25 protein-coding genes are annotated in these 24,817 nt (G+C 65.4%); 18 read left to right on the forward strand and 7 right to left on the reverse strand.

Translation table 11 applies throughout. The features are described 5' to 3' along the window. Window positions 1–2: 2 nt before the first annotated feature. Window positions 3–899, reverse strand: coding sequence for a 4-hydroxy-tetrahydrodipicolinate synthase (dapA, locus tag R2APBS1_RS12655; protein WP_007508037.1), 897 nt, complete (start codon window positions 897–899; stop codon window positions 3–5). A 126-nt stretch (window positions 900–1,025) separates the two neighbouring features. On the opposite strand from dapA, the gene R2APBS1_RS12660 reads away from it, so the two are divergent. From R2APBS1_RS12660 to R2APBS1_RS12685, 6 genes are all read left to right on the forward strand, one after another. Beyond that, window positions 1,026–1,601, forward strand: a complete 576-nt coding sequence (locus R2APBS1_RS12660; protein ID WP_027484693.1) for a glycine cleavage system transcriptional repressor — start codon at window positions 1,026–1,028, stop codon at window positions 1,599–1,601. A gap of 105 nt (window positions 1,602–1,706) precedes the next feature. Next, a complete protein-coding gene (locus tag R2APBS1_RS12665) occupies window positions 1,707–2,168 on the forward strand; it encodes a peroxiredoxin (protein ID WP_015448209.1) in 462 nt (153 codons plus the stop codon). Between the two features lie 64 nt (window positions 2,169–2,232). Beyond that, window positions 2,233–3,615 (forward strand): PhoH family protein, encoded by a 1,383-nt coding sequence (locus R2APBS1_RS12670; RefSeq protein WP_015448210.1) that lies wholly within the window; start codon window positions 2,233–2,235, stop codon window positions 3,613–3,615. A gap of 183 nt (window positions 3,616–3,798) precedes the next feature. After that, window positions 3,799–4,746 (forward strand): aspartyl/asparaginyl beta-hydroxylase domain-containing protein, encoded by a 948-nt coding sequence (locus R2APBS1_RS12675; protein WP_015448211.1) that lies wholly within the window; start codon window positions 3,799–3,801, stop codon window positions 4,744–4,746. A 57-nt stretch (window positions 4,747–4,803) separates the two neighbouring features. Continuing rightward, entirely contained in the window at window positions 4,804–5,709 is a 906-nt protein-coding gene (sigJ, locus tag R2APBS1_RS12680) for an RNA polymerase sigma factor SigJ (RefSeq protein ID WP_015448212.1), read from the forward strand. Window positions 5,710–5,744: 35 nt separating this feature from the next. Beyond that, window positions 5,745–6,200 (forward strand): carboxymuconolactone decarboxylase family protein, encoded by a 456-nt coding sequence (locus R2APBS1_RS12685; protein WP_015448213.1) that lies wholly within the window; start codon window positions 5,745–5,747, stop codon window positions 6,198–6,200. Between the two features lie 84 nt (window positions 6,201–6,284). On the opposite strand, the gene R2APBS1_RS12690 is transcribed toward R2APBS1_RS12685, so the two are convergent. From R2APBS1_RS12690 to grxC, 3 genes are all read right to left on the reverse strand, one after another. Further along, entirely contained in the window at window positions 6,285–7,298 is a 1,014-nt protein-coding gene (locus R2APBS1_RS12690) for an isocitrate dehydrogenase (protein WP_007508022.1), read from the reverse strand. A gap of 173 nt (window positions 7,299–7,471) precedes the next feature. Continuing rightward, complete coding sequence (locus R2APBS1_RS12695) at window positions 7,472–7,858, reverse strand: carboxymuconolactone decarboxylase family protein (protein ID WP_007508020.1); 387 nt, start codon at window positions 7,856–7,858, stop codon at window positions 7,472–7,474. Continuing rightward, the gene (gene grxC, locus R2APBS1_RS12700; protein WP_015448214.1) at window positions 7,855–8,118 is read right to left on the reverse strand and encodes a glutaredoxin 3; all 264 of its coding nucleotides are present in this window, start codon (window positions 8,116–8,118) and stop codon (window positions 7,855–7,857) included. The genes R2APBS1_RS12695 and grxC overlap by 4 nt, the downstream gene beginning before the upstream one ends. A gap of 112 nt (window positions 8,119–8,230) precedes the next feature. Here grxC and R2APBS1_RS12705 point away from each other — a divergent pair, with 112 nt between their 5' ends. The 9 genes from R2APBS1_RS12705 (at window position 8,231) to R2APBS1_RS20175 (ending at window position 20,815) form a co-directional block, all read left to right on the forward strand. Next, window positions 8,231–9,853: a M48 family metalloprotease gene (locus R2APBS1_RS12705; protein ID WP_174315855.1), complete on the forward strand. Its 1,623-nt coding sequence runs from the start codon at window positions 8,231–8,233 to the stop codon at window positions 9,851–9,853. Window positions 9,854–9,929: 76 nt separating this feature from the next. Continuing rightward, window positions 9,930–10,619, forward strand: a complete 690-nt coding sequence (gene phoB / locus R2APBS1_RS12710; RefSeq protein ID WP_007508013.1) for a phosphate regulon transcriptional regulator PhoB — start codon at window positions 9,930–9,932, stop codon at window positions 10,617–10,619. 73 nt (window positions 10,620–10,692) lie between these two features. Further along, complete coding sequence (gene phoR, locus R2APBS1_RS12715) at window positions 10,693–11,961, forward strand: phosphate regulon sensor histidine kinase PhoR (RefSeq protein ID WP_007508011.1); 1,269 nt, start codon at window positions 10,693–10,695, stop codon at window positions 11,959–11,961. A gap of 94 nt (window positions 11,962–12,055) precedes the next feature. Beyond that, on the forward strand, window positions 12,056–14,149 hold the full coding sequence (gene ppk1, locus R2APBS1_RS12720; RefSeq protein WP_015448216.1) for a polyphosphate kinase 1: 2,094 nt from the start codon (window positions 12,056–12,058) through the stop codon (window positions 14,147–14,149). 84 nt (window positions 14,150–14,233) lie between these two features. Further along, window positions 14,234–15,751, forward strand: a complete 1,518-nt coding sequence (locus R2APBS1_RS12725) for a Ppx/GppA phosphatase family protein (RefSeq protein WP_007508007.1) — start codon at window positions 14,234–14,236, stop codon at window positions 15,749–15,751. Window positions 15,752–15,820: 69 nt separating this feature from the next. Continuing rightward, a complete protein-coding gene (locus R2APBS1_RS12730) occupies window positions 15,821–16,537 on the forward strand; it encodes a peptidylprolyl isomerase (protein ID WP_015448217.1) in 717 nt (238 codons plus the stop codon). Window positions 16,538–16,544: 7 nt separating this feature from the next. Next, window positions 16,545–17,273 carry a UDP-2,3-diacylglucosamine diphosphatase gene (locus R2APBS1_RS12735; protein WP_015448218.1) on the forward strand — a complete coding sequence of 243 codons (729 nt, stop codon included), beginning with the start codon at window positions 16,545–16,547 and terminating at the stop codon, window positions 17,271–17,273. A gap of 725 nt (window positions 17,274–17,998) precedes the next feature. Continuing rightward, a complete protein-coding gene (locus R2APBS1_RS12740; RefSeq protein ID WP_015448219.1) occupies window positions 17,999–19,192 on the forward strand; it encodes a tyrosine-type recombinase/integrase in 1,194 nt (397 codons plus the stop codon). A 483-nt stretch (window positions 19,193–19,675) separates the two neighbouring features. Next, on the forward strand, window positions 19,676–20,815 hold the full coding sequence (locus tag R2APBS1_RS20175; RefSeq protein WP_157769746.1) for a hypothetical protein: 1,140 nt from the start codon (window positions 19,676–19,678) through the stop codon (window positions 20,813–20,815). Here R2APBS1_RS20175 and R2APBS1_RS12750 read toward each other — a convergent pair. Beyond that, the gene (locus tag R2APBS1_RS12750) at window positions 20,790–22,034 is read right to left on the reverse strand and encodes an inovirus-type Gp2 protein (protein WP_015448221.1); all 1,245 of its coding nucleotides are present in this window, start codon (window positions 22,032–22,034) and stop codon (window positions 20,790–20,792) included. The two genes, R2APBS1_RS20175 and R2APBS1_RS12750, sit on opposite strands and share 26 nt — an antisense overlap. Window positions 22,035–22,156: 122 nt before the next feature. Continuing rightward, window positions 22,157–22,597, reverse strand: a complete 441-nt coding sequence (locus tag R2APBS1_RS19725) for a helix-turn-helix transcriptional regulator (RefSeq protein ID WP_157769747.1) — start codon at window positions 22,595–22,597, stop codon at window positions 22,157–22,159. A gap of 542 nt (window positions 22,598–23,139) precedes the next feature. On the opposite strand from R2APBS1_RS19725, the gene R2APBS1_RS20180 reads away from it, so the two are divergent. The 3 genes from R2APBS1_RS20180 to R2APBS1_RS12760 all read left to right on the forward strand — a co-directional run bounded on the left by R2APBS1_RS20180 (window position 23,140) and on the right by R2APBS1_RS12760 (window position 24,251). Continuing rightward, the gene (locus R2APBS1_RS20180; protein WP_015448223.1) at window positions 23,140–23,289 is read left to right on the forward strand and encodes a hypothetical protein; all 150 of its coding nucleotides are present in this window, start codon (window positions 23,140–23,142) and stop codon (window positions 23,287–23,289) included. Continuing rightward, on the forward strand, window positions 23,282–23,650 hold the full coding sequence (locus tag R2APBS1_RS12755) for a hypothetical protein (protein ID WP_015448224.1): 369 nt from the start codon (window positions 23,282–23,284) through the stop codon (window positions 23,648–23,650). The genes R2APBS1_RS20180 and R2APBS1_RS12755 overlap by 8 nt, the downstream gene beginning before the upstream one ends. Before the next feature lie 115 nt (window positions 23,651–23,765). Continuing rightward, the gene (locus tag R2APBS1_RS12760) at window positions 23,766–24,251 is read left to right on the forward strand and encodes a JAB domain-containing protein (RefSeq protein WP_015448225.1); all 486 of its coding nucleotides are present in this window, start codon (window positions 23,766–23,768) and stop codon (window positions 24,249–24,251) included. A gap of 28 nt (window positions 24,252–24,279) precedes the next feature. On the opposite strand, the gene R2APBS1_RS19730 is transcribed toward R2APBS1_RS12760, so the two are convergent. Further along, window positions 24,280–24,603, reverse strand: a complete 324-nt coding sequence (locus tag R2APBS1_RS19730) for a helix-turn-helix domain-containing protein (RefSeq protein WP_015448226.1) — start codon at window positions 24,601–24,603, stop codon at window positions 24,280–24,282. Between the last annotated feature and the right edge of the window lie 214 nt (window positions 24,604–24,817).

A 24,817-nucleotide genomic window follows, 5' to 3' on the forward strand; every position in this document is an offset into this window, starting at 1 on the left:
CGTCAACCGGCCGCAGTCGCCAAGGATGCCAGACTGGACAGCGCTTGGTGCAATCGGGCGCGATCCGGCCCGTCGTTCAATTCCACCAGCGGCAACCTCGGCAGGGCCAAGCCCAGCCCCAGCAGGGGCAGGCCGGCCTTGACCGCGATCGGGTTGGGCGCACAGTTGAGCGCCTGTACCAGCGGCTCCAGCGCCGCATGGCACCGCGCCGTCGCCGCCTGATCGCCAGCGGTGGCCGCATCGCACAAGGCGCGGAACGCCTGCGGCACCAGATTGGCCACCACCGAGACGGTGCCGGCCGCACCAGCCAGCATCGCCTCGCCGGCACTGCCGTCGTCGCCGGACAGATAGACGAAATCCTCGCGCACAAGTTCCGCCAGTGCCGACATCCGCTCGCGATCGCCGCGCGCCTCCTTGATCCCGACGATCGCCGGATGCTCGCGCAGCGCGGCCACGGTCGACGGCAGCAGGTCGCAGCCGGTGCGGGTCGGCACGTTGTACAGCAGCACCGGCAGGCCGCCGTGCTCAGCCACTTCCAGGAAATGTCGGCACAGGCCTTCCTGGGTCGGGCGCACGTAATACGGTGTCACCACCAGCGCCGCGTCGGCGCCCAGCGCCTGCGCGCGGCGGGTCAGCGCCACCGTCTTGGCGGTGCCGGCCTCGCCGGTGCCGGCGATCACCGGCACCCGCCCGGCCACGCGCTCGAGCGCGAACGCCAGCAGGCGGTCGAACTCGTCGTGCTCCAGCATGTGCGCCTCGCCGGTGGAGCCAGCCACCACCAGCGCCTGGGTACCGCCGGCCAGCTGGTGATCGAGCAGTCGACCGAAAGCATCCAGATCGAGCCCGCCGTCAGCGGTGAACGGGGTGGCCAGCGCGCAGATGCTTCCGCGAATGTTCAAGACACGATTCCGCTACAAGGCAAGCCCCGCATGTTACTTGCCGCCTCGCGAGGCGGGCAAGTAAGCTCGACCGGAGTAGTCTCATGGCTCCGCATCGCGCGGGCTGACGTCCACAGGCAGACCCTCTTGAAATCCTCCCCCGGCCCCTCTTCCGCTTCCACGCGCTCGGGCAACGACAACCAGTTGCTGATCCACGCGCTTACCCCGACGACCAAATCGCCGCTGCTGGCGCTGGCCAAGCGCATCGCCGACGCCGGCTGCAACCTGTCCGAGTCGCGCGTGTCCACCATCGGCACGGAAATCTCGCTGATGCTGCTGGCTACCGGCGCCTGGGACGCGCTGGCCAAGCTGGAAACCGCGCTGGCCAAGCTGGGCCGCGACGAGAGCATGCGCCTGGTGCATTACCGTACCGGCCCGCGCCAGAACAGCTCGCACCTGCTGCCCTACCTGGTGGAAGTGGTGGCGGCCGACCGGCCCGGCATCGTGGCGCGCATCGTGGACTTCTTCAGCCAGCACGGAATCAGCGTCGAGCAGCTGAACTCCACCCGCTACCAGGCGATGCAGACCGGGGCGGAGATGTTCCAGGCCCAGTTCACCATCGGCATCCCGGCGGAAATCCACATCGCCGCGCTGCGCGACGACTTCCTGGAACTGTGCGACGGCCTGAACCTCGACGCAATCATGGACCCGGTGAAGTTCTAGGATGCGCCTGTGCGACAGGCCTGACAAGGCTGTCATCCGCCACAGCCATCGCGCTAGTCTCTGCCACGCACACCGGCGAAACCCCGTCGGGTTTCCGGAGAGACCATGCCAGACATCGGAAAGAAGACCCCCGCCCTCAGCGGCACCACCGGCGACGGCAGTACCCTGAAGCTCGCCGATCTCAAGGGCCAATGGGTGGTGCTGTACTTCTACCCCAAGGACTCCACCCCAGGCTGCACCAGCGAGGCTAAGGACTTCCGCGACCTCCACCCGAAGTTCAAGAAGCGCCATGCGCAGATCATCGGCGTCTCGCGCGATTCGCCGAAGTCACACGCCAACTTCGCCGCAAAGCAGGAGCTGCCGTTCCCGCTGGTATCCGACGCCGACGAAAGCTGGTGCCGCGCGTTCGACGTGATCCACGAGAAGGTGCTCTACGGCAGGCGCCACCTGGGCATCGTGCGCAGCACCTTCCTGATCGACCCCGACGGCAAGCTGGCGCGCGAGTGGCGCGGCGTGAAGGTACCCGGCCATGCCCAGGCCGTGCTCGACGCCATTCCCGCCCAGTGAGCGCCCCGCCGCGCATGGCCTCCATCCGCCGACTCCCTCCACCCACCAGCGAGGACACTTCCGCATGACCGGAAGCAAGCGCATCTACGCTCTCGACACCAACGTCCTGCTGCATGACCCGACCTCGCTGTTCCGCTTCGAGGAACACGACGTCTTCATCCCGATGACCGTGCTGGAGGAACTGGACGAGAAGAAGAAGGGCGCCTCGGAAGTCTCGCGCAACGGCCGCCAGGCCAGTCGCTTCCTCAACGAACTGATCGAACGCGGCAAGCAGCACGAGCTCGCCGACGGCCTGGAGCTGAGCAATCCGCAGGGCGTCAAGCTCAAGCGCGGCACCTCGGTCGGCCGGCTGTATTTCCAGCACCGCACCAGCAGCAACGGCCACGCCAAGGCGGACAACCAGATCCTGGCGGCGGTGATCGAGCTGCGCGACCAGAACCCGGGCCGCGACGTCATCCTGGTCACCAAGGACATCAACCTCAGGATCAAGGCCAGCATCAACGGGCTGGTCGCCGAGGACTACGAGAACGACCGCGCGCTGGACGATTTCTCCCTGCTCTACACCGGCTCGACCGCCCTGCCGGAGGATTTCTGGGAGCTGCACCCGGAGGTGCGCTCGTGGACCGAGCGCGGCCGCACGTTCTACGAGGTGAAGCGGCGCGAGGAGGAAACCTGGTACCCGAACGAATGCCTGTACCTGCCCGGCGAGAACGCGATCGAGCTGCGCGTGCTGCACCTGGACGACGTCAGCGCCACGCTGGTGCTGCTGGACGACCACTCGCACGCCAACCACCACGTGTGGGGCATCGGCGCGCGCAACCGCGAGCAGAACTTCGCGCTCAACGCGCTGATGGATCCGGACATCGACTTCGTCACCCTGCTCGGCAACGCCGGCACCGGCAAGACCCTGCTCGCGCTGGCCGCCGGCCTGGCCCAGGTGATGGACCAGCAGCGCTACCGCGAGATCATCATGACCCGCGCCACCGTCTCGGTCGGCGAGGACATCGGCTTCCTGCCCGGCACCGAGGAAGAGAAGATGACGCCGTGGATGGGCGCGCTGACCGACAACCTCGAAGTCCTGGCCAACCCCGAGGACGGCGGCAGTTGGGGCCGCCAGGCCACCAACGACCTGCTCGCCTCGCGCATCAAGATCCGCTCGCTGAACTTCATGCGCGGGCGAACCTTCCTGAGCCGCTACCTGATCATCGACGAGGCGCAGAACCTCACTCCGAAGCAGATGAAAACCCTGATCACCCGCGCCGGCCCCGGCACCAAGATCGTCTGCCTCGGCAACGTGGAGCAGATCGACACGCCCTACCTCACCGAGACCACCTCCGGCCTCACCTACGCGGTCGACCGCTTCAAGAACTGGGAGCACTCCGCGCACGTCACCCTGCGCCGGGGCGAGCGTTCACGGCTGGCGGATTTTGCGGCCGAGGCGCTATAGGGCCGGGATCCGGGATTCGGAAGAAACACGAATTCGCCACATCGTCACTCCCGCGAAGGCGGGAGTCGCTCTTGCAGCTGGCACCGACCGCTAAGGATGAACAGGCAAGCGCCCGGGCCGAAGCCAGGGCGCCGCATCCGGGTAGAATGCAGCTCTCGATAGTCTCCCGCTGCCCGCGTCGTCATGATCCTCACCCCCCGCCTGATCCTGCTGGTCCTGTTCGCCTTCTTCGTGCTGTGCGTGCTGCTGGTGCACCTGCGCGGCCGCGTACGGCTGCGCTTCGATCGCCAACTGGTTGACCACTCGGCCGTGTTCGCACCGTACAACCTGCTGATGTATGCGTTCTCGGCGGTGCCGGCCAAACCGATCCTCGATCGTCGCGGCTTTCCCGAACTGGACCTGCTGCAGGCGAACTGGCAGACCATCCGCGACGAAGCATTGCAGCTGACCGAAGCCGGCCACATCCGCGGCACCACGAAGAACGACGACGCCAGCTTCAACAGCTTCATCAAGCAGGGTTGGAAGCGCTTCTACCTGAAGTGGTACGGCGAGCCGCTGGCGTCGGCCGAGGCACTGTGCCCGAAGACGGTCGCGCTGCTCAACACCATTCCCGGCATCAAGGCGGCGATGTTCGCCACGCTGGCGCCGAACAGCCGCCTCAATCCCCATCGCGATCCGTTCGCCGGTTCATTGCGCTATCACCTTGGCCTGATCACGCCGAACTCGCGCGACTGCCGCATCTTCGTCGACGGCGAGGAACACGCCTGGGGCGACGGCAAGGACGTGGTGTTCGACGAGACCTACGTGCACTGGGTGGAGAACAAGACCGACCAGACCCGGGTGATCCTGTTCGCCGACGTGGAACGCCCGCTGCGCACGCTCTGGATGAGCGCGGTCAACCATCGCGTCGGCGCCTTCATGGGCCGGATCACCGCCTCGCCCAACAGCGACGCCGAGAAGACCGGCTTCGTGAACCGCCTGTACGCATGGAGCCAGCGCAAGGGCGCCCTGCACCACTGGAAGGCGGCGTTCAAGCGACGGCACAAGAAGCTGTACAAGGCCGGCAAGTACGCCGGCATCGTGCTGCTGATGTGGCTGGTTTTCCTGGCGCCCTGGCCGCTGTTCCGCTGAACTGTCACGTTTTGCGGGCGTGGCGCGTCCTGGCTGGGTCGACCTCCGAAGCATCCCATGGACCCGCAAACCGCCCTGTTCCAGCAACACCGCCAGCGCCTGTTCGGCCTGGCCTACCGCATGCTCGGCACGCCCAGCGACGCCGAGGACGTGCTGCACGACGCCTGGCTGCGCTGGCACGCGCAGGATACCGACGCGCTGGACGATCCGGAGGCGTGGCTGGTCACCGTGACCACGCGCATCGCGCTGGACCGCCTGCGCCGCGCCAAGACCGAGCGCGCGCACTACGCCGGACCGTGGCTGCCGGAGCCGCTGACCGTCGATGCCGACCAGCCCGAAGCGCAACTGGAGCGCGCCGAAAGCCTCACCCTCACCTTCCTGTTGCTGCTGGAGCGGCTGAGCGCGGAGGAGCGCGCCGCCTTCCTGCTGCGCGAGGTGTTCGATTACAGCCACGCCGAGACGGCCGCGATGCTGGAGATCAGCGAGGACGCCTGCCGCCAGCGCGTGCATCGGGCGAAACAGCGGCTGCGCGAGGATCGACCGCGCCAGGCGATGCTGAACATCGACACCCAGCGGCGCCTGCTCGAACGCTTCATGCAGGCGCTGCAGCAGCCCGACATGCCTACACTGCGCGCCCTGTTTGCCGAAGACGCCATGAGCGTCTCCGACGGCGGCGGCCTGGCGCGGGCCATCCTGCACCCGCTGCACGGCGCCGAGCGGCTGGCCCGGTTGTACATGCAGATCGCGCTGCAGCAACAGCGCCACGGCGGTGTGCGCTATGAGATCCATCAGCTCAATGGCATGCCGGCGCTGTTCGGCTGGCACGGCGACACGCTGATCTCGGCCAGCTGGATCGACGACGACGGCGAGCGCATCACCGCGGTGCACGCGTTGCGGCATCCCGGCAAGCTCGCCCGACTGGCGGCTGTCACGAAATCGGGGGCATCCACGTCCTTGCATTGAATGGCCAATCCCGGCCGCACTGCAAGGAAAACCCCATGCCCCGTTTCGATGTCACCAAACACCCCGACGCCATCAAGCCGCTGCTCGCGCTGAGCGAATATGTCAAGAACTGCGGCCTCGAACCGAGCCTGATCGAGCTGGTGCTGATGCGCTCCTCGCAGCTCAACGGCTGCGCCTACTGCCTGGACATGCACAGCAAGGACGCCCGCGCCGCCGGCGAGACCGAGCAGCGCCTGTACCTGCTGCAGGCTTGGCGCGAAGCGCCGTTCTACAGCCCGCGCGAACGCGCCGCGCTGGCCTGGTGCGAGGCGGTGACCCGGCTCGACCCGATCCACGGCGTGCCCGACGAGGTCTACGACGAAGTCCGCGCCCAGTTCAGCGCGGAAGAACTGATCGACCTCAACATGGCGGTGATCGTGATCAACGGCTGGAACCGCATCGCCATCCCGTCGCGCGCCGAGCCGGGCAGCTATCGGCCGGCGAAGCACTGACGCGCGGGTAACGGCAGGCTCCGGCTGCGTCTCGAAGAAGAAGCCGCGGCATGCCCGCGGCTTCTTCTTCAATGAGGGCGCGGATCAGGCCGCGAGGCGCTTCACGATCGCGTCGGCGAAGCTGCTGGTGTTGCCCTTGCCACCCAGATCCGGCGTCACGCTGTCGCGGTCGTGGGTCATGGTGTCGCGGATTGCCTGGCGCAACCGGTCGCCCTTGGCCACCATGTCCAGGTAATCGAGCATGTCGGCCGCGGCCAGCAGCAGCGCGCACGGATTGGCGATGCCCTTGCCCGCAATGTCCGGCGCCGAGCCGTGCACCGCCTCGAAGATCGCCGCGCGCTCGCCGATGTTGTCGCCCGGCGCCAGGCCGAGGCCGCCGACCAAGCCGGCGCACAGGTCGGAGAGGATGTCGCCGAACAGGTTGGTGGTGACGATCACGTCGAACTGGTACGGGTTCATCACCAGCTGCATGCAGGTGTTGTCCACGATCATCTCGTTGAACTCGATCTGCGGGTACTCCTTGGCGATCTCGCGCGCCACGTTGAGGAACAGGCCCGAGCTGGTCTTCAGGATGTTCGCCTTGTGCACCGCGGTGACTTTCTTGCGGCCCTTCTTCACCGCCAGTTCGAACGCATAGCGCACGATCCGGCTGCTGCCCTTGCGCGTGTTGCGCGCGACCGACTCGGCGATCTCGCCGTCCGCGGACAGGGTCTGTCCCTCGGAACGGTACGCGCCTTCGGTGTTCTCGCGCACGGTGATGATGTCGATGTTCTCGTAGCGCGACTTGGTGCCGGGGAAACTGACCGCCGGGCGCACGTTCGCGTACAGGTCGAAGTGCCGGCGCAGGGTCACGTTGACCGAGGTGAAGCCGCCGCCGATCGGCGTGGTCAGCGGGCCTTTCAGCGCCACCTTGTGCTCGGCGATCTTGTCCAGCGTGGCCTTCGGCAGCAGGTCGCCGTGCTTCTCCAGCGCGACCATGCCGGCGTCGACGAAGTCGTAGGAAAGACCGCAGTCCAGCGCGTCGAGCACGCGCAGCGTGGCAGTCATGATCTCCGGGCCGATGCCGTCGCCGGGGATCACGGCAATCGTCTTGCTCATGGGGGTAACTCCTTGGAACGGAATGCTGCGGGCAGTGCGCGCGCATGGGGATGCGCACGCGCCGAAACCGGACGATTATCGCCGATCGGCCCCGGTGCGAACAGGGCAGGCGCCCCGCAAGGCGTTGAAAATACTCGCACGCAGCATTGCAAAAAACCGCAGACGGACGCCGGCTATGCCGGGGCGTGGTCGGCACAGGCGGCCGCATCGTTCGCGGCACCCGACTCCAGTTGGTCGAGCAGGTCCACCGCACGGCGCAGGTGCGGGATCACGATCGAGCCGCCTACCACCAGGCCCACGCTGAACACCTCGAAGAACTCGTCGCGCTGCACGCCGGCGTCCTTGCACTGGGCCACGTGGTAGCTGATGCAGTCGTCGCAGCGCAGCACCAGCGAGGCGACCAGGCCCAGCATCTCCTTGGTCTTCACATCGAGCGCGCCGGCCTTGTAGGTCTGCGTGTCCAGCGCGAAGAAGCGCCGCACGACCTGGTTGTCCTCGGCCAGGATGCGCTCGTTCATGCGCTGGCGGAACGCGGTGAACTCGGCAAGCTTGTCGCTCATGCGGCCTGCCCCAGCAGCTCGCCCAGCTTGCCGCTGCGGTCGGCCGCCACCAGGTCGTCGTAGCCGCCCACGTGCCGATCGTTGATGAAGATCTGCGGCACCGTGCGGCGGCCGCCGCTGCGCGCCAGCATCGCGTCGCGCTGCGCCGGGTCGGTGTCGACGCGCACCTCGGTCCACTCCAGCCCCTTGGACTTGAGCAGGTTCTTCGCCGCCACGCAGTACGGGCATACCGCGGTGGAATAGACCTCGATCTTCGACATCACGACACTCCGCAACTTGGGGAAAGGCCACCCTCATATGGGGCCGCACGCCGGCGGCTCAAGCGGAACCGACGCGGCCGGCCACGGTCTCAATGCTATTGTCACCCACCTGATGAGCATGGCACCACGACCACTCGCACCGCGCCTGCTGACGGCGCTGATCACCGCCGGGCTGGCCTGCGCCGCCGGCGCCCAGCAGGACGTGCGCCTGCCCGACCTGGGCAGCTCGGCGAACGCGCTGATCTCGCCGCAGGAAGCGCAGGACTACGGCGCTTCCATGCTGCGCCAGATGCGCGCGCTGGACATGGTGGTGGACGACCCGCTGCTGGACGACTACATCAACGACCTCGGCTACCGGCTGGTCGCCAGCAGCGACAAGCCGAAGGACCACTTCGCGTTCTTCGTCGTCAAGGACCAGGAGATCAACGCGTTCGCCGCCCCCGGCGGCTACATCGCGGTGAACGCCGGGCTGATGACGATCACCCGCGACGAGAGCGAACTGGCCGGCGTGGTCGCGCACGAGATCGGCCACATCACCCAGAACCACCTGCAGCGCGCATTCGAGGATTCGAAGAAGGACGCGCCGCTGATGGCGCTGGTGCTGCTCGGCGCGATCGCCGCCGGCGCCGGCAGCAAGAGCGGCGACGCGCCAATGGCGGTGCTGGCCGGTGGCCAGGGCCTGATCGCGCAGAAGTCGATCAACTTCACCCGCAAGGACGAGATCGAGGCCGACCGCGTCGGCATCCAGACCCTGGCCAAGGCCGGCTTCGACCCGAACGCGATGGCCGGCTTCTTCCAGCGCATGCAGGACGTGATGAGCGCCGGCGCCGGCGGCGAGGACGTGCCGGCCCTGCTGCAGACGCACCCGGTGACGACGATGCGCATCAGCGACGCGAAAGCACGCGCCGGCGCGCTGATCGCCGCGCAGAAGCTGCGCCCCGCCGCCACCCTCATGGACAAGCTGCAGTGGGAGAAAAGCACCGCGCCGATCGCGTTCGTGAAGGATCCCACCACGTTGTTCCAGCCGCCCGCCCGCGGCCACCTGGACAGCTACGCCCTGATGCGCGAGCGCGTGCGCGTGCTGGCCGGCGATGCGACCAAGCTGGCCACCTACTACAGCGCCAACCTGCAGACCCGGCCGGACTTCGACATCCCGGCGAACCGCTACGGCTACGCGCTGGCGCTCACCCGCAGCGGTCGCGGCGCCGCGGCCGTCGAGCAGCTGCAGCCGCTGCTGCAATCCCACCCCGAGAGCCTGATCCTGAAGCTGGCGCTGGCCGACGCCCGCCTGCAAGCCGGGCAGCGCGCCGCGGCGCTGGCGGCGTACGCCGGGCTCAACACCCAGTCACCGCGCAATCGCGCCGTCGCGCTCGCCTACGCCAAGGCGCTCACCGCCGGGGGCGACCAGCAGCAGGCCCGCCTCGCCGCCGACCTGCTGCGGCCACTGCTGGACAATGCCAGCGAGCCGGAGATCTACAGCACCTACGCCCGCGCCAGCGACAAGGCCGGCGACAGCGTGCGCGCCGGCGAGGCCTTTGCCGACGCCAGTTACTATTCCGGCCGTCCGTACGATGCGATGGAGCAGCTCAAGCGGCTGCTCAGGCGCGACGACCTGGACTACTACGCGCGGGTGCGCATCCAGGCGCGCATCGCCGAGCTGACCCCGCTGGTACTGGAACTGCACAAGCGCAAGATCAAGACCGAGGACAGCCCGGACGACGGTTCCCGGCAATAGATGCGGGCTCCGTGTCATCGACACGTAACATCCATCCGCTGCAATATGTCCGTCACAAGCCAAGGCAGACCACGGCGTGCACAAACGCATCCTGATCGTTGAAGACGAAACCTCGATCCGCGAGATGATCGCCTTCGCCCTGCGCAAGGCCGGCATGGATGCGATCCAGGCGGCCGATGCCCGTGCCGCCCAGCTGGCGCTGGCCGAGCAGGTGCCCGACCTGATCCTGCTCGACTGGATGCTGCCGGGCATGAGCGGCCTCGAACTGGCCCGGCGCCTACGCAAGGAAGAGCTCAGCCGCGAGATCCCGATCATCATGCTCACCGCCCGCGGCGAGGAAATGGATCGCGTCAACGGCCTCGAGGCCGGCGTCGACGACTACGTGGTGAAACCCTTTTCCACCCGCGAGCTGGTTGCCCGGATCAAGGCCGTGCTCAGGCGCAGCCAGGGCGACGACGGCTCCGGCGTGGTCGAGCTGGGCGGCCTGCGCATCGACGGCCCGGCGCACCGGGTGTTCGCCGGCGACGAGCCGGTGCCGATCGGTCCCACCGAATACCGCCTGCTGTATTTTTTCATGACCCATCCCGAGCGCGTCTACTCGCGCACGCAACTGCTCGACCACGTCTGGGGCGGCAGCGTGTACGTGGAGGAGCGCACCGTGGACGTGCACATCCGCCGCCTGCGCAAGACGCTGGAGCCGTGGAAGCTGGACGAACTGGTGCAGACCGTGCGCGGCACCGGCTACCGCTTCTCGACCAGCACCTGAGCCGGCGCGGGCAAGCTTGCGGTATCCGCGGCTATTGCCGATGCTGGCCCGCCTTCCATACTCTGGCGCCAGCATGACCCCGCCTACCACGCCATCCTGGAAACTGCCCGCGGCGCTCGCCGCGGCGCTGTGCACCGGCGCTGCGCTGGGCTGGCTCGCCGACGGCCGCTTGGCGACAGGCATCGCCGTGGTCGCGGTGGCCGAAGTCGTCTTGCTGCTGACCCGGATCCGTCATCAAGCGCGGGCCATGATGGCTGCACCGACCGCCGTCAGCCCTCTCCAGCATGACCGTTTCATGACGCGTTCCCGCCGCATTGCCTCCTCCCTGCGCGATCTTCGCAACGCCGCCGGGCAGCTGCCGGATGCGGTGGTGCTGCTCGACCGCCAGCAACAGATCCGCTGGTTCAACCACGCCGCCGAGAACCTGCTCGGGCTGCGCCGGCCGGACGACCGCGGCGCGTCGCTGCAGCAGCGGCTGGCCGGCTCGGAACTGGCCGGCTGGCTGCGCGACGGCGCGCGCGAGCCGCTCACCGACGCCGCCGCCCCCGGCCGGGCGGACAGCCAGCTCAACGTCAGCCTGCTGCCGTTCGGCGATCACGAACAGCTGCTGCTGGCGCACGACATCAGCCACCTGAACCGGCTCGAACAGGTGCGCCGCGACTTCGTGGCGAACGTGTCGCACGAGTTGCGCACGCCGCTGACGGTGATCCACGGCTACCTCGAACTGCTCGATCCGGAGGACGTGCCCGAACTGGCGCCGGTGCTGGGCGAGATGCGCACGCAGTCGAAACGGATGGGGCAGATCGTGGAAGACCTGCTGACCCTGTCGCGGCTGGAAACCCAGCACGAAGTGGCCGACGAACGCGTGCCGATGGCGGCGCTGCTGGCCACCGTGCGCAAGGAAGCCGAGGCGCTCAGCCAGGGCCGCCATCGCATCGTGCTGGAATCCACCGCCGAGGCGGACCTGCTCGGCTCGCCGAAGGATCTGCACAGCGCGCTGTCGAACCTGGCCAGCAACGCGGTGCGCTACACCCCGGCCGGCGGCAGCATCACGATCCGCTGGCAGCGCGTGCCCGACGGCGCGGTGTACTCGGTCACCGATACCGGCTTCGGCATCCCCGCCTCGCACCTGGCCCGGCTCACCGAACGCTTCTACCGGGTCTCCTCCAGCCGCTCGCGCGAAAGCGGCGGTACCGGGCTGGGCCTGTCGATCGTCAAGCACGTGCTGAACCTGCACCAGGCACAGCTGAAGATCGAAAGCGCGCCGGGCGTCGGCTCCACCTTCTCCTGCCATTTCGGCCCGGCGCGATTGCTCGCTCCCGGCGGCAGCGACGAAAGCTGAGCGCCGCTTCAAAGTCGGCCCGGGAATTTTGAACACCCTCCCGGGCCGCGGCGGCGCCGCATGCAATGGCCCAGGCCATGCGCCAGAATGCGGCATGGCCCAACCCTCACCCACCCCGCCCGACGCCACCGATCTGAGCACTCCCGGCCTGTACCTCAGCCGGGAGCTGGCCGCGCTGGAGTTCAATTTCCGCGTGCTGGCGATGGCCCGCGATGCCGCCGTGCCGCTGCTGGAGCGGTTGCGCTACCTGAGCATCGTGGCGAACAACCTCGACGAGTTCTTCGAGGTGCGGGTGGCGATGCTCAAGCACCACCACGCCTACGGTTCGGCCGCGCCGGGGCCGGATGGCATTCCCTCCGGCGAGTTGCTGACGCGTATCCGCAGCCGCGTGCTGGACCTGGTCACCGAGGTCTACGCCGCCTGGCAGGAGCAGATCGGCCCGCAACTCGATGCCGAGCAGATCCACATCCTCACCCGCAAACGCTGGAGTCCGCGCCAGCACCGCTGGCTGCGCGGCTACTTCGAGCACGAGGTGCTGCCGGTGCTGTCGCCGCTGGGACTAGATCCGGCGCATCCGTTCCCGCGCATCCTCAACAAGACGCTGAACATCGCGGTGGTGTTGCGCGGCCGCGACGCGTTCGGCCACGAAGGCCACATGGCGCTGGTGCGCGCGCCGCGCTCGCTGCCGCGAATCATTCGTGTGCCGGCCGAGGTCAGCGGCCCCGGCGAGCATTTCGTGTTCCTGGCCGAACTGCTGCAGGCCTTCGTCGACCTGATGTTTCCCGGCCTCAAGGTGGTCGGCTCGTACCAGTTCCGGGTCACCCGCAACAGCGAGCTGATCGTCGAGGAGGCCGAGGTGGAGAACCTCGCCCTGGCGCTCAGCGAGGAACTGGTCGGGCGCGGCTACGCGCGGCCGGTGCGGCTGGAGATCGCCAACGATTGCCCGCAGGCGATCACCGCGATGCTGACCCGGAACTTCGAACTGGACGACGCCGACGTCTACCGCTGCGACGGCCCCGTCAACATCATCCGCGCCGGGCTGATCTACGACTGGCTGGACCGGCCGGAGCTGAAGTTCCCGCGCTTCAACCCGCAGCTGCCGCCGGCGCTGGAGAGCAGCCGCAACAAGTTCGACGTGATCGGCCAGCACGACGTGCTGCTGCACCACCCGTACCAGAGCTTCAACGCGGTGATCGACCTGCTGCGCCAGGCCACTGCCGACGCGCAGGTGCTGGCGATCAAGCAGACCCTGTACCGCGCCGGCGAAGACACCCCGCTGGTCGACCTGCTGGTGGAAGCCGCGCGCCACGGCAAGGACGTCACCGTGGTGATCGAGCTGCGCGCGCGCTTCGACGAGGAGGCCAACATCCGCCTCGCCACGCGCCTGCAGGAGGCCGGCGTGCAGGTGGTCTACGGCGTGGTCGGCTACAAGACCCACGCCAAGATGATGCTGATCGTGCGCCGCGAGGGCGAGGCGCTGCGCCGCTACGTGCACCTGTCCACCGGCAACTACCACCAGGCCAACAGCCGCATGTACACCGACATCGGCCTGATGACGGCCAACCCGGAGATCGGCGAGGACCTGCACAAGGTGTTCCAGCAGCTGTCCGGGCTGGGTCCGATCATCGAACTGAAGCGGCTGCTGCATTCGCCGTTCACGCTGTACCCCAGCGTGCTGGCGAAGATCGAGCGCGAGACCGCGCACGCGCGAGCCGGGCGCCCCGCCCGCATCGTGGCCAAGTTCAATGCGCTGAACGAGGCGCGCGTGATCGAGGCGCTGTACCGCGCCTCGACGGCCGGCGTGGAGATCGACCTGATCGTGCGCGGCGCCTGCACGTTGCGCCCCGGCCTGCCCGGCATTTCCGAGCGCATCCGCGTGCGCTCGATCGTGGGGCGCTTCCTCGAACACAGCCGGGTGTACTGGTTCGCCAACGACGGCGACCCCGAGATCTACTGCGCCAGCGCCGACTGGATGGAACGCAACCTGATGCGGCGGATCGAGGTGGCGTTCCCGATCCTCGACCCCGAACTGGCCGCACGCGTGTTCGAGGAGACTCTGGCCAACGGCCTGGCCGACAACACCCAGGCGTGGCTGCTCGGCAGCGACGGCCGCTACACCCGCGCCGAACCCGGTGACGACCCGCCGTACAGCGCGCAGCAGGGCCTGCTCGATCGTTACTGCAAGTGAACCGGCGCACCGCATGAGCCATCGTTTTCCCCATGCCGCACCTGCGTGCGAGAATTCGCGCTTTGCCGTCGCGGGAGCCCGGGCGTGAGTCCAGCCGAACAGACACCGATCCGCGACGGCGAACTGATCGCCGCCGTGGACATGGGCTCGAACAGCTTCCACCTGGTGGTGGCGCGCATGGAGCATGGCGAGCCGCGCGTGATCGACCGCCTGCGCGACACCGTGCGGATGGCCGCCGGCCTGCGTGCCGACGGCACCCTGGACGCCGAGCGGCGCGCCCGCGCGATGGCCTGCCTGGCCCGTTTCGGCCAGCGCATCGCCGGCCTGCCGTCGATGCGGGTGCGCGCGGTGGCCACCAACACGGTGCGCCGGCTGGCCTCGCCGCAGACCTTCCTGACCACCGCCGAGGCCGCGCTCGGCCACCCGATCGAGGTGGTCTCCGGGCGCGAGGAAGGCCGCCTGATCTTCCTCGGCGCGGCCCACGACCTGCCCGCTTCGCGCGAACCGCGGCTGGTGATCGACGTCGGTGGCGGCAGCACCGAGTTCATCATCGGGCGCGGGCTGGCGCCGCTGCACACCGAGAGCGTGCAGGCCGGCTGCATCGCCTCGACCTTGCGCTTTTTCCCCGGCGGCAAGCTCACCCGCAAGCGCTGGCAGCGCGCGCGCAGCGAGATCGGCGTGCTGCTGCAGCAGTTCGCCGAGGACTATCGCGAATCGGGTTGGCAGGACGCCTACGGCTCCTCCGGCACCGCCAAGTCGATCGGCGCGGTGGTGCAGGCGATGAAGTTCTCCGACGACGGCATCACCCCGGCCTCGCTCGCCTTATTGAGCGACGCGCTGATCGAGCACGGCCAGATCGGCACGCTGAAGCTGCCCGGCCTGGTCGAAGAGCGTGCGCCGGTGATCGCCGGCGGCGTGGTGATTTTCGAGGCGGCATTCGCCGCGCTCGGCATCGAGCGGTTGCGCGTGTGCGAAAGCTCGATGCGCGAAGGCCTGCTGTGGGACCTGCTCGGCCGCGCCGGCGGCAGCGATCCGCGCACCGCCAGCATCGACGCGCTGGCTACCCGCTACGGCGTGGATCGTGCCCAGGCGCGCCGGGTCGAGTCGACCGCCCTGATGCTGTTCGACCAGGTCGCGCACGCCTGGAAACTGGACGCCGATGCCCGCGAGTGGCTGTCGTGGGCCTCGCGCGTGCATGAGATCGGCCTGGCCATCGCGCACAGCCAGCACCACCACCACGGCGCCTACATCCTGCGCCACGCCGACCTCGCCGGCTTCTCGCGGCAGGAACAGCAGCTGCTGGCGGCGGTGGTCGAGATGCACCGGCGCAAGCCGGACAAGGCGGTGGTCGCCACCCTGCCGCAGCGCTACCGCCAGCTGGCCCGCTACAGCACCGCGCTGCTGCGCCTGGCGGTGCTGTTCCGCCGCGCGCGTCGCGCCGAGTCGCTGCCGCAGATGAAGCTCGCCGCCAGCAGCAAGTCGCTGCGGCTGACCCTGCCGCTGGCCTGGTTCGAGCAGCACCCGCTCAGCGAGGCCGACCTGCAGCAGGAACAGGCGCCGATGGCCGAACTGGGCATCAAGCTGGACATCTCCAGCAGCTGACCGCGCCGACCAGCCCGCTTTTGCCGCGGCCGCGTATCATCTCCGGACACCCAGACCATACTGATGCCCATGTTGAAATGCCTGCTCGCCACGCTGCTCCTGATCCTGCCGCCGACGCTGGCGGCGCAGACCGCCAGGCCGGCGCCAGCCACCCCCGCCACGCCACCGCCACAGGTCGTGCTGCGCACCTCGCAGGGCGACATCACGCTGGAGCTGTACCCAGACAAGGCGCCGAAGAGCGTAGCCAACTTCCTGCAGTACGTGCGCGACGGCTTCTACGACGGCACCCTGCTGCACCGGGCCATCCCCGGCTACCTGGTGCAGGGCGGCCTGTACACCCGCGACCTGCAACCCAAGCGCACGCGATCGGCCGTCGCCAGCGAGGCGGACAACGGCCTGTCCAACCTGCGTGGCACCGTCGCCGTCGCCCGCGGCGCCGACCCGAACTCCGGCACCGCGCAGTTCTTCTTCAACCTGGTCGACAACCGCCGGCTGGACTTCGTCGGCAACCAGAGCGGGCTGACCTGGGGCTATACCGTGTTCGGCAAAGTCATCAAGGGTATGGAGGTGGTCGACAAGATCGCCGCGCTGCCCACCCGTCCACTGGGTCCGTTCGCCGGCGACGTACCGAACCCGCTGGTGCTGATCGAGGCCGCCCACGTGGTCGGCGAGGAAGCCCCGGCCCCTGCCGCCAGTGCGGCAGCACCGGCCACGGCCGCGTCGGCGACCACCAAGCCCGCCGCCAGACCGGACAGGAAAGCCGCCAAGCCCGCCGGCAAGGGCTGACGTTGCGATGGCCACCCTGTTCATCGCCGACCTGCACCTGGACCCCGCCCGTCCGCAGATCACCGACCTGTTCGAGCGCTACCTGGCCAGCGACGAAGTCCGCCACGCCGACGCGCTGTACATCCTCGGCGACCTGGTCGAGGCCTGGATCGGCGACGACGACGACGCCGAGTTGCCTGCGCGCATCGCCGCCGCCACCCGTACCGTGCGCGATGCCGGCGTGCCGGTGTATTTCATGGTCGGCAACCGCGACTTCCTGCTCGGCTCGGCGTTCGCCGCAGGCGCCGGCCTGACCCTGCTCGACGACGGCACCGTGCACGACATCCACGGCCGCCGTACCCTGCTGATGCATGGCGACGTGCTGTGCACCGACGACCTCGCCTACCAGGCCGTGCGCCAACAGGTGCGCACGCCCGAGTGGCAGGCGCAGATCCTGGCGATGCCGCTGCAGGCGCGCCGCGCGTTCGCCGCCAAGGCGCGCGAGGACAGCAAGGCGCATACCGGCAGCACGATGGAAAGCATCATGGACGTCAATGCTGATGCCGTGGCCGAAGCCATGCGCAAGGCGGACGTGACCCGGCTGATCCACGGGCATACGCACCGCCCGGCCATCCATCGTTTCGAGCTGGACGGGAAACCGGCCGAGCGGATCGTGCTGGGGGACTGGTACGAGCAAGGGTCGGTGTTGGTGGCGGACGGCGATCGCGTGGAGCTGCGCGGATTGGCGGTGGGGTGAGGCCCGCACGGGCCAGAGACTTGGCGTCAAGAATTGCCCCCAGCCGTCCGGACTGAACGTAACGCCGAAGCTGCGGAGTCGAAGCCTCGGTGCAGCCTCCTGCCAAACACGCCCTGCTTCACCGGCGAGCAAAAGCTCACTTCAATGGAATGCGTCGCGGCGTAGAGGGCGCGGGGATTGTTCGGCGCATCCATGGTGAATCCCATCCATGGGATTCACCCTGCCGCGCTGCGCGCTCCAGGGCCAGCCTGCGGCTGTCCAAAATGGTTCCAGACAATTTTGTCGAACGAAGGGTTCGTCCACCACCTCTCTCCGCCAGATACGCAAAACGCCCACTTCGATGAGCGCCTCGCGACGTGGAGGGTGCGGGGATGGTGAATCCCATCCATGGGATTCACCCTTCCGCGCTGCGCGCTCCAGGGCCAGCCTGCGGCTGTCCAAAATGGTTCCAGACAATTTTGTCGAACGAAGGGTTCGTCCACCACCTCTCTCCGCCAGATACGCAAAACGCCCCGTGCGGGGCGTTTTGCGTATCTGGCGGAGAGAGAGACCGCCTTATATAACAACAACGAGGCCCAAGCATTCGTAAAGAGCCTTAGCACAAACCCTTATCTTAAGCCGTTTGTTTAAGGTAATGGCTCAAAGAGCCACAGCGGAAATCAATCACATCCAGACTTGCATGGCATACTAGATGGCACACCAAAACTCAACCTGGAGCCTCCTCTATGGCCCTTCTCACTGACACCAAAGTACGCAGTGTCAAACCTGGAGGCGCTCCGCTCGCACATGGCGGCGTCACCGGGTTGACGCTCCACCCATCCCCCAGCAACAAAGGGCAAGGCAAGTGGGTTCTCCGCTACGTCAGCCCTGTAACCAAGAAGCGTCGTAACGCAGGGCTAGGCAGCTACCCCGAGGTCAGCATTGCCGAGGCAGCACAACAAGCTCGCTTCATGCGCGAGCAGATCGCCCACGGGAAAGACCCGCTGGAAACCAGGGCCGCCGAAGCTGCCCAGCCGCATCTGCCCAAGCTCAAAGAAGCGGCAAAGACCCTGCACAAAGAGCTGGCTCCCGGCTGGAAGAATCCCAAGCATTCCCAGCAGTGGATCAATACCCTTACCGAGTACGCCTTTCCACTGATCGGTGCGATGCCGCTGGATCAAATCCAGCCGCGCCATATCGCCGATGTGCTGCGACCCATCTGGTTGGAAAAAGCTGAGACGGCAGGACGAGTCAAGCAACGGCTACACGCGGTCATGGCGTGGGGGTGGGCACACGGCTTCTGCCAGTCCAACCCAGTCGACGTGGTAAATCACCTCCTGCCCCTCCAGCCGGGCAAGACAGTCCGCACACAGCACCAGCCTGCGATGCCTTGGACGTTGATTCCCGCGTTCGTGGCCGACCATCTGCCGCAAAGCCTTGAAGTATCGCGCCAACTCTTGGGGTTTGTGATTCTGACGGCTGCCCGCTCGGGCGAGGTGCGCCACATGACGTGGGATGAGGTGGACTTAGATGCCAAGCTCTGGACGGTGCCTGCGGAACGAATGAAGGCCAAGCTAACCCACCGCGTGCCGCTTTCCAAGCAAGCCGTAGCGCTTCTCAAGCACCAACAAGGGCTGCACCACACGTTTGTGTTCCCGTCCGTGCGCAAGGGCGTCCCGTTGTCGGACATGGTTCTAACGGCCTTTCTGCGGCGAGCGAAGGCCGTCAGTGACGTTCCAGGCCGTGTAGCCACCGCTCACGGCTTCCGATCCAGCTTCCGCGACTGGTGTAGCGAGAAGGGGTATGCGCGCGACTTGGCCGAAAGAGCGTTGGCGCACACCGTGCAGAACAAGGTGGAGGCGGCCTATCACCGAACCGACCTGCTGGAGCAACGTCGCCCGCTCATGCAGGCGTGGGCGGACTTCGTGACATCTGGCTAACTGACAAGCCCCTCCCCCAGTTGTTGCTGGGGGGAGGGGCTGTATGTGCGCCTAGCTCACAATCTCACGGCTGAGAGCGGAGCCAGCCAATTTCGACCTCGAATTGATGGATGAGTACATGCGTCATCCACGTTTTCTTAGACAAGTGTTCGATGAACTCTTGCAACTTTGCATCGGTGTCAACCTGATGGCTCGCTACGCGGTAGTGCCAGCCTGTCGAGCCAGAAAACACCAAGCAGCCATCTTCGCGGCTCAAAATTACACTCCCTTCCCCGGAATCCATCGTCAGTTCTTTTTCAGCCAAAGGAACATGTCAGATGGGGGGCATACACGCCTCTTCAAGCCGTGGCTCTGTCCCGTCGTTGAAGCTTGAGCAAGGAGGCCCAGTGGTGCAGTCTTAGGCCGACTTCGACATGCCTCGCTGAGGTAAGGACTTCCATGATTGGCACAGAGCACGATGCACCCTTTGACCTTGTGCCACTCATGGAAATCGCCGCAGAAGCGAGCTACCAGAGGCACATCCTGGCTTTGGCTGCGGCTTTCACACGCCCATCCTTGTACATCCAAATTCCATCAGGAAAAGCGGCGTATTCCAGCAATCTCAAGCGCAGTGTGCATGACGACACAAGCTGGCAGACACAGCAGCGAGTGGCTGAAGCCCGTAGCAAGGGTGTGCTCGTCATTCGTAACCCGACACTCTGCCACGACATCAGCTTTGTAGCTTTGGCACCTGAGGACGTACGACGCTTAGCGATAACAGGGGTCGTGCACGTTCAGCGGTTTATTGGTGGGGTAAAAGCTATCTCTGCGCAAGGGGACCCGGAATATATGCATGCGGTGCTTTGCCTACGTCCAGCACTGGAACCAGTGGGCTCCTCACCGTTGATCCTGGATTCGCCCGAGCATGCGACCAGAGTCGAGTTGCGAGACGTGCTTCTGGATCGTGGTGCTATGGGATTGTTGACAGGTTTAGCCGATGCCGATGGGGGGGATAACCCTTTCAATCTGCAGGTACGCGCTCCTGGCGTGTTCGTGCTGTACGCCGCTGCGAAACATTTCTTTGGGCCAAATCCCCCCGACTCCTTCAATCAAGGGACAGTTAAAAAATGGCTTCTCGACCACAGAAACCAAGCTGTCTCATGGGCATACCGTAGTTTCAATAACTACAAGGAGCTAGCCACAGAAGCCAATAGACGGCTCGCATGTAAGCTGATCGACACACGCTACGATTTAGACAAGATCGACAGAAGAAAACGACCGGGCAAGCCACTTGATGCCAAGGGGCTACAAAAAGCCATGGCATACCGCAGAGGCGGTTACGTCAGCGACCGCCTTAGCCTTGTTGCCCTGGCAGTGGAAAAATGGGCGGCATTGACCGAGGCCAACCCTGCCCCAGAAAGCGGCGCCGCTGCCATCGCGAGCCATCAGCTTGATCTGGTTGACAAGCTTCGCCGTGAACTTCTCAAGTGGGGAATAGACTCCACTAGCGAGCGAGATTCTGTCGTTGACTTTGTGACCTGGCCGAAACTGGCTGCCGACTACCGCAAAGCGAGGAAGGAACAGAGGGCTTCCAGGAAAACCCTCTTGGTGCAAAACACTAGGCATCGCGCAGGATCTCGTTGACCAAGGTAAGGTCGTGCTTGGCCTTGCGCGGTGCCCCACGCTTCACTCCGCGCCACGATGGGCGATCAATGCCCTTCCACAGATTGCGAGGGTAACCGGTGAGCACCTGGCAATCGGTTTTGGTGATGTAGCGGATCGCCTCGCGCAGGCCAAGCAGCATCATGCGATCGCTCAGATGGAGCGACCCAAGACAATTCAACGGGTACTGCGAACGCCGAGACCAGCAGTTGAAGTACGTCCCATAGCCCTCGCTGAAGCGATGCTGCCACGCCTCACCGATCAGGCGTGCATACACCTCCGCCTGCTTATGCTTGTGCCCGTCCATGGCGACGAGTACGTGGCAATGCATGCCACGACGAAAGCCGAATTCGCGCTTGCAGATCCACGCGACCACGTCCGGCACAATCCGCTTCTCGCGCAGAGCCCGACGAAACCGACGAACGCAACGGTCACCCGCATCAGTCATGGCCCATGCCTTGTACTCCGGCGCGATGTAAAGCTCGACGCGGAGGATTAGCAGCCGTGAATACTCGGAGAACTTGGTCGCCATGAACTTGCAGCACGACCGCAGGTTCTCCCGCGCGCAATGCTCGTAGTCGTTCTGGATGCGCTTGAACCTTTTGGTTCGACAAACGCGACGAACGAAACGCAGGAGATGATTGAGAGCTTTGACGGCCCACTGGTCGCTCAGATCCAGACGCTTGCCGCCGCCACGCACAAGCCACGGCACCGCCTTCTGGCAAGCGCGCAGCATCACGGTGAGGAACGGATTAAAAATGACCTTCAGGTCATCCAACCGGTAGGGGTCATCGAAGCGATATTCCGCGACTACTCCAGTCTGATTCCTGTTTTTCAAGCGACATCCCGGATACGCCATTTCGATCATGGGGATGGTGTCCATGCACACATCCAGAACCGCCGTGCCCAGTGGCGTGAGCATGGGGGTAAGGTGCCCGTAGGTGAGGAGACCTTTTCCGGTGGCCATATGCACGGCATTCTCGTTCTTGTCGGCAATACGCCTCGCCGCTCTCTCCATGCGTTTGAGCTGCTCAGGCTCGTCGATCTCCTCAGTGATGGAAGACTCGCCGTTCGCCCTGTGCACCATGCCCCGGGCGTACATCTGGTAGCGCGTCTCGCCGGCTTCTACCCCGCGCCGCATGTCTTCCAGAAGACTGACACTTGCTGCCTTGGCGGGCCTGCTGCTTTGCTTTTCTATCATTGCTTTATTTCACCTGGCATCTTGGTTTGATCATTAACTTGCAGCCAATTTGTTATTCCTGTTCACCTCCCTTGAAAAGCCATTAGATAGAAAGCCGTAAATCGGCTATCACGGATAACCCGTCAGAGCATGAATTCCTCCTTGTCAGAAGCATGGCCACGCACGTTTTTCGCCACCTTCGCACGGTTGTTGAGTTGGTCGGTCAGGTAGGCCTTGGGGCGTGTGTTCATCCAGTCGAGGATTTCGCTTTGAAGCCAACCGACAGCCGAACGATTTTTCCCGCTCCCCAAAACCCGCGGCTGCGGGAACTCGGGATCAAACGAGGAGTGGCCCACCGTGCAACGATTACGGATCGTTGACGGGCTGAGACCCGTGCGATGCGCCACTTCGGATTCGCGAAGCATGCGCTGTGCGCTGCTGAAATCAGCCATGAAGCGGAGAAGCCGCCTGAAGAGACCTTCCAACGTGAAAATAGAGCCATCTTTTTTACCCATCGCATAACCTGTGTCGTTGAGATGGGCGCAGGATGAGCCGACGGCATGGGTTTCGGCCAGATGAGACAATCTGACCTGCCGCGGCCTGGAGGTCTGAAACCCGCACCAGGACTGCGCTTGCAGGTCAGACCCCCACCAAGAAAGTAGCGCCGAAACGACTTCGGGTCAGGCAACGCGCCGGACGCGTTCGCGAGGGTGATGGGCCCCACCTTGGCCGCCCACTCCATTGCCATTGCCATTTGCTACGGAATGGTGGCCCTACCGATTGATGATGAACCCGCTTCGTTACTTCAAATGATGCCTGGCGCTATACAAGCGCACCCGATTGGACGAAACGAAACCATAGCGACGCAACGAAATTCATGGCCGGGTTTTGGCGACTTGGTGCCTAATCGGCTGTCGAGTTGGTTCAACTGTTTGAATGGGCAAAGAGAGGCGAGTTAGACGCAACGAAGTGCAATGAAGTTCGACGAAAATAGTTGCCATCCGTAATTAAGCTTCTTTGTGAAACAAAAATCCCACAAATCCACATCACCTTCCCGAGCTGCCATCCCGACAGTTCCATCCATCCGACTAACCGGTGGATGTCTCCCCTCGAAGGAGTCATTGTGATGTTCAACAACGCATGGGTAGGCTCTCCCTATCCACCACTGCTCGAATGCCTCGTCGTCTTCGCTGTGCTGTTCCTGGCCGGTGTGCTGTGGTCGTGGGGCCTTCGTTGGTATGTGGCCTGTCGCCTGAAGGAGGCTGCTGATGAATGAGGCTCTCCTGGATGACGACGGGAGCGACGACCTCGTGGAGTTCACGCCGTGCTGCCCTAAATGCCGGTCGGCCCATGTCGAGCCACGCAACCTGGCAAGGCGCTTCGGTGGGGCGATGGGTGCCATCGTAGGAACGACGGGTGGCGTCGCTGCCGCCGTGGCGGGTGCGGAGGCTGGTGTTCTGGGTGGCCCCATCGGGGTATTACTTGGCGCAGCTGCGGGTGTGGTTATCGAGGGCATTGTTGGCGGGGCCGCCGGCTGTGCGGCGGGCTCCCGTCTCGGTGACGCCATCGACCGGAACATCCTGCACAACTGCCGCTGCCGCGCCTGTGGCCATACCTTCGGCGGCACCTCCAGCTAAGCCACGACACCCTGTCGCGGTTCGCTTCGACCTTTCCCTCTCATAGCGACATACGCCCCGGGCCCGGCTTCTGCCGGGCCCGGGGCGTTATGCCGTCTCATCCAAGGAGTCTGTCATGCCAAAGGTTCCACCCTCGGCACCGCCGTCAGCCGATCATTCTCACAACGCTACAGATCAAGCCATCCTGGCTGCCGCGGAGGGCATCCTGCACGAGAAACTTCAGCGGCAAGGTTGCATCGGCAACCCGATGGATGCCGCCGACTTCCTGCGCATGCGCATGGGAGCGCTACCCCACGAGGAGTTCCATGTCCTGTGGCTCGATAACCGGCATCGCATCCTGGACTGTCAGCGGCTTTTCACCGGCACCGTCGATGGTGCCAGCGTCTATCCGCGTGAGGTCGTGCGAGCCGCCTTGGGCATCAATGCCAGCGCGGCCATCTTCGCCCACAACCATCCAAGCGGCGTAGCCGAACCCAGTGCGGCTGACCGCGCCATTACCAAGGAGCTACGCGATGCCCTAAGCCTGGTCGGTGTGAGGGTGCTCGATCACCTCGTTGTCGGTGCCGAGTGCGTCAGCATGGCCGGCCGGGGGCTTCTGTAGCTCCCTTCTCTAAGTCAAAGCGACGTACTCATTTGGCGCTTTCTCGGGGCTTCCTGACCTTCATCGCAGATGGCAGGTGCTTGGGAAGTACGTCTAGTGTGCTTTCCACCTGTTGCGCATAGGCAGCGAGTGGTGTCCCGGTGGCCTTACACCAATCGTAGAGCTGGAGGATGTCGAGTCGCCGTCGACCCAGCTCGACATCAGCCACGAAAGTTTGTGTGCGCCCCAGCTTCACGGCTAGTTGCCGCTGGGTCAACTTGGCTGACAGACGCGCGGACTTCAGGAGAGCCCACGCGATGGCGTATTCGCCTCTGTCGACCGATTTGACACTTTTGTCAGTACGCATCGCCATGGCCCCACCATACGGAGGCGCCGAGACGATCTATTTATCAACTCATGGACTTCTTATGCCTAGGCGATGCAGTCGCCAAATTGTGCTTATTTCTTGGGCTTTTTGATGAATAGATCCTTCATGCGCCACTCCTCGTTGAACCGTTTTATAGTTCAGTTCAGAATGAGGGTGCATCATTGATGCGTAGCTTGGATTCCGATCTGAGCAGCATTCA

The sequence above is a fragment of the Rhodanobacter denitrificans genome, from assembly GCF_000230695.2.
Classification (GTDB): domain Bacteria; phylum Pseudomonadota; class Gammaproteobacteria; order Xanthomonadales; family Rhodanobacteraceae; genus Rhodanobacter; species Rhodanobacter denitrificans.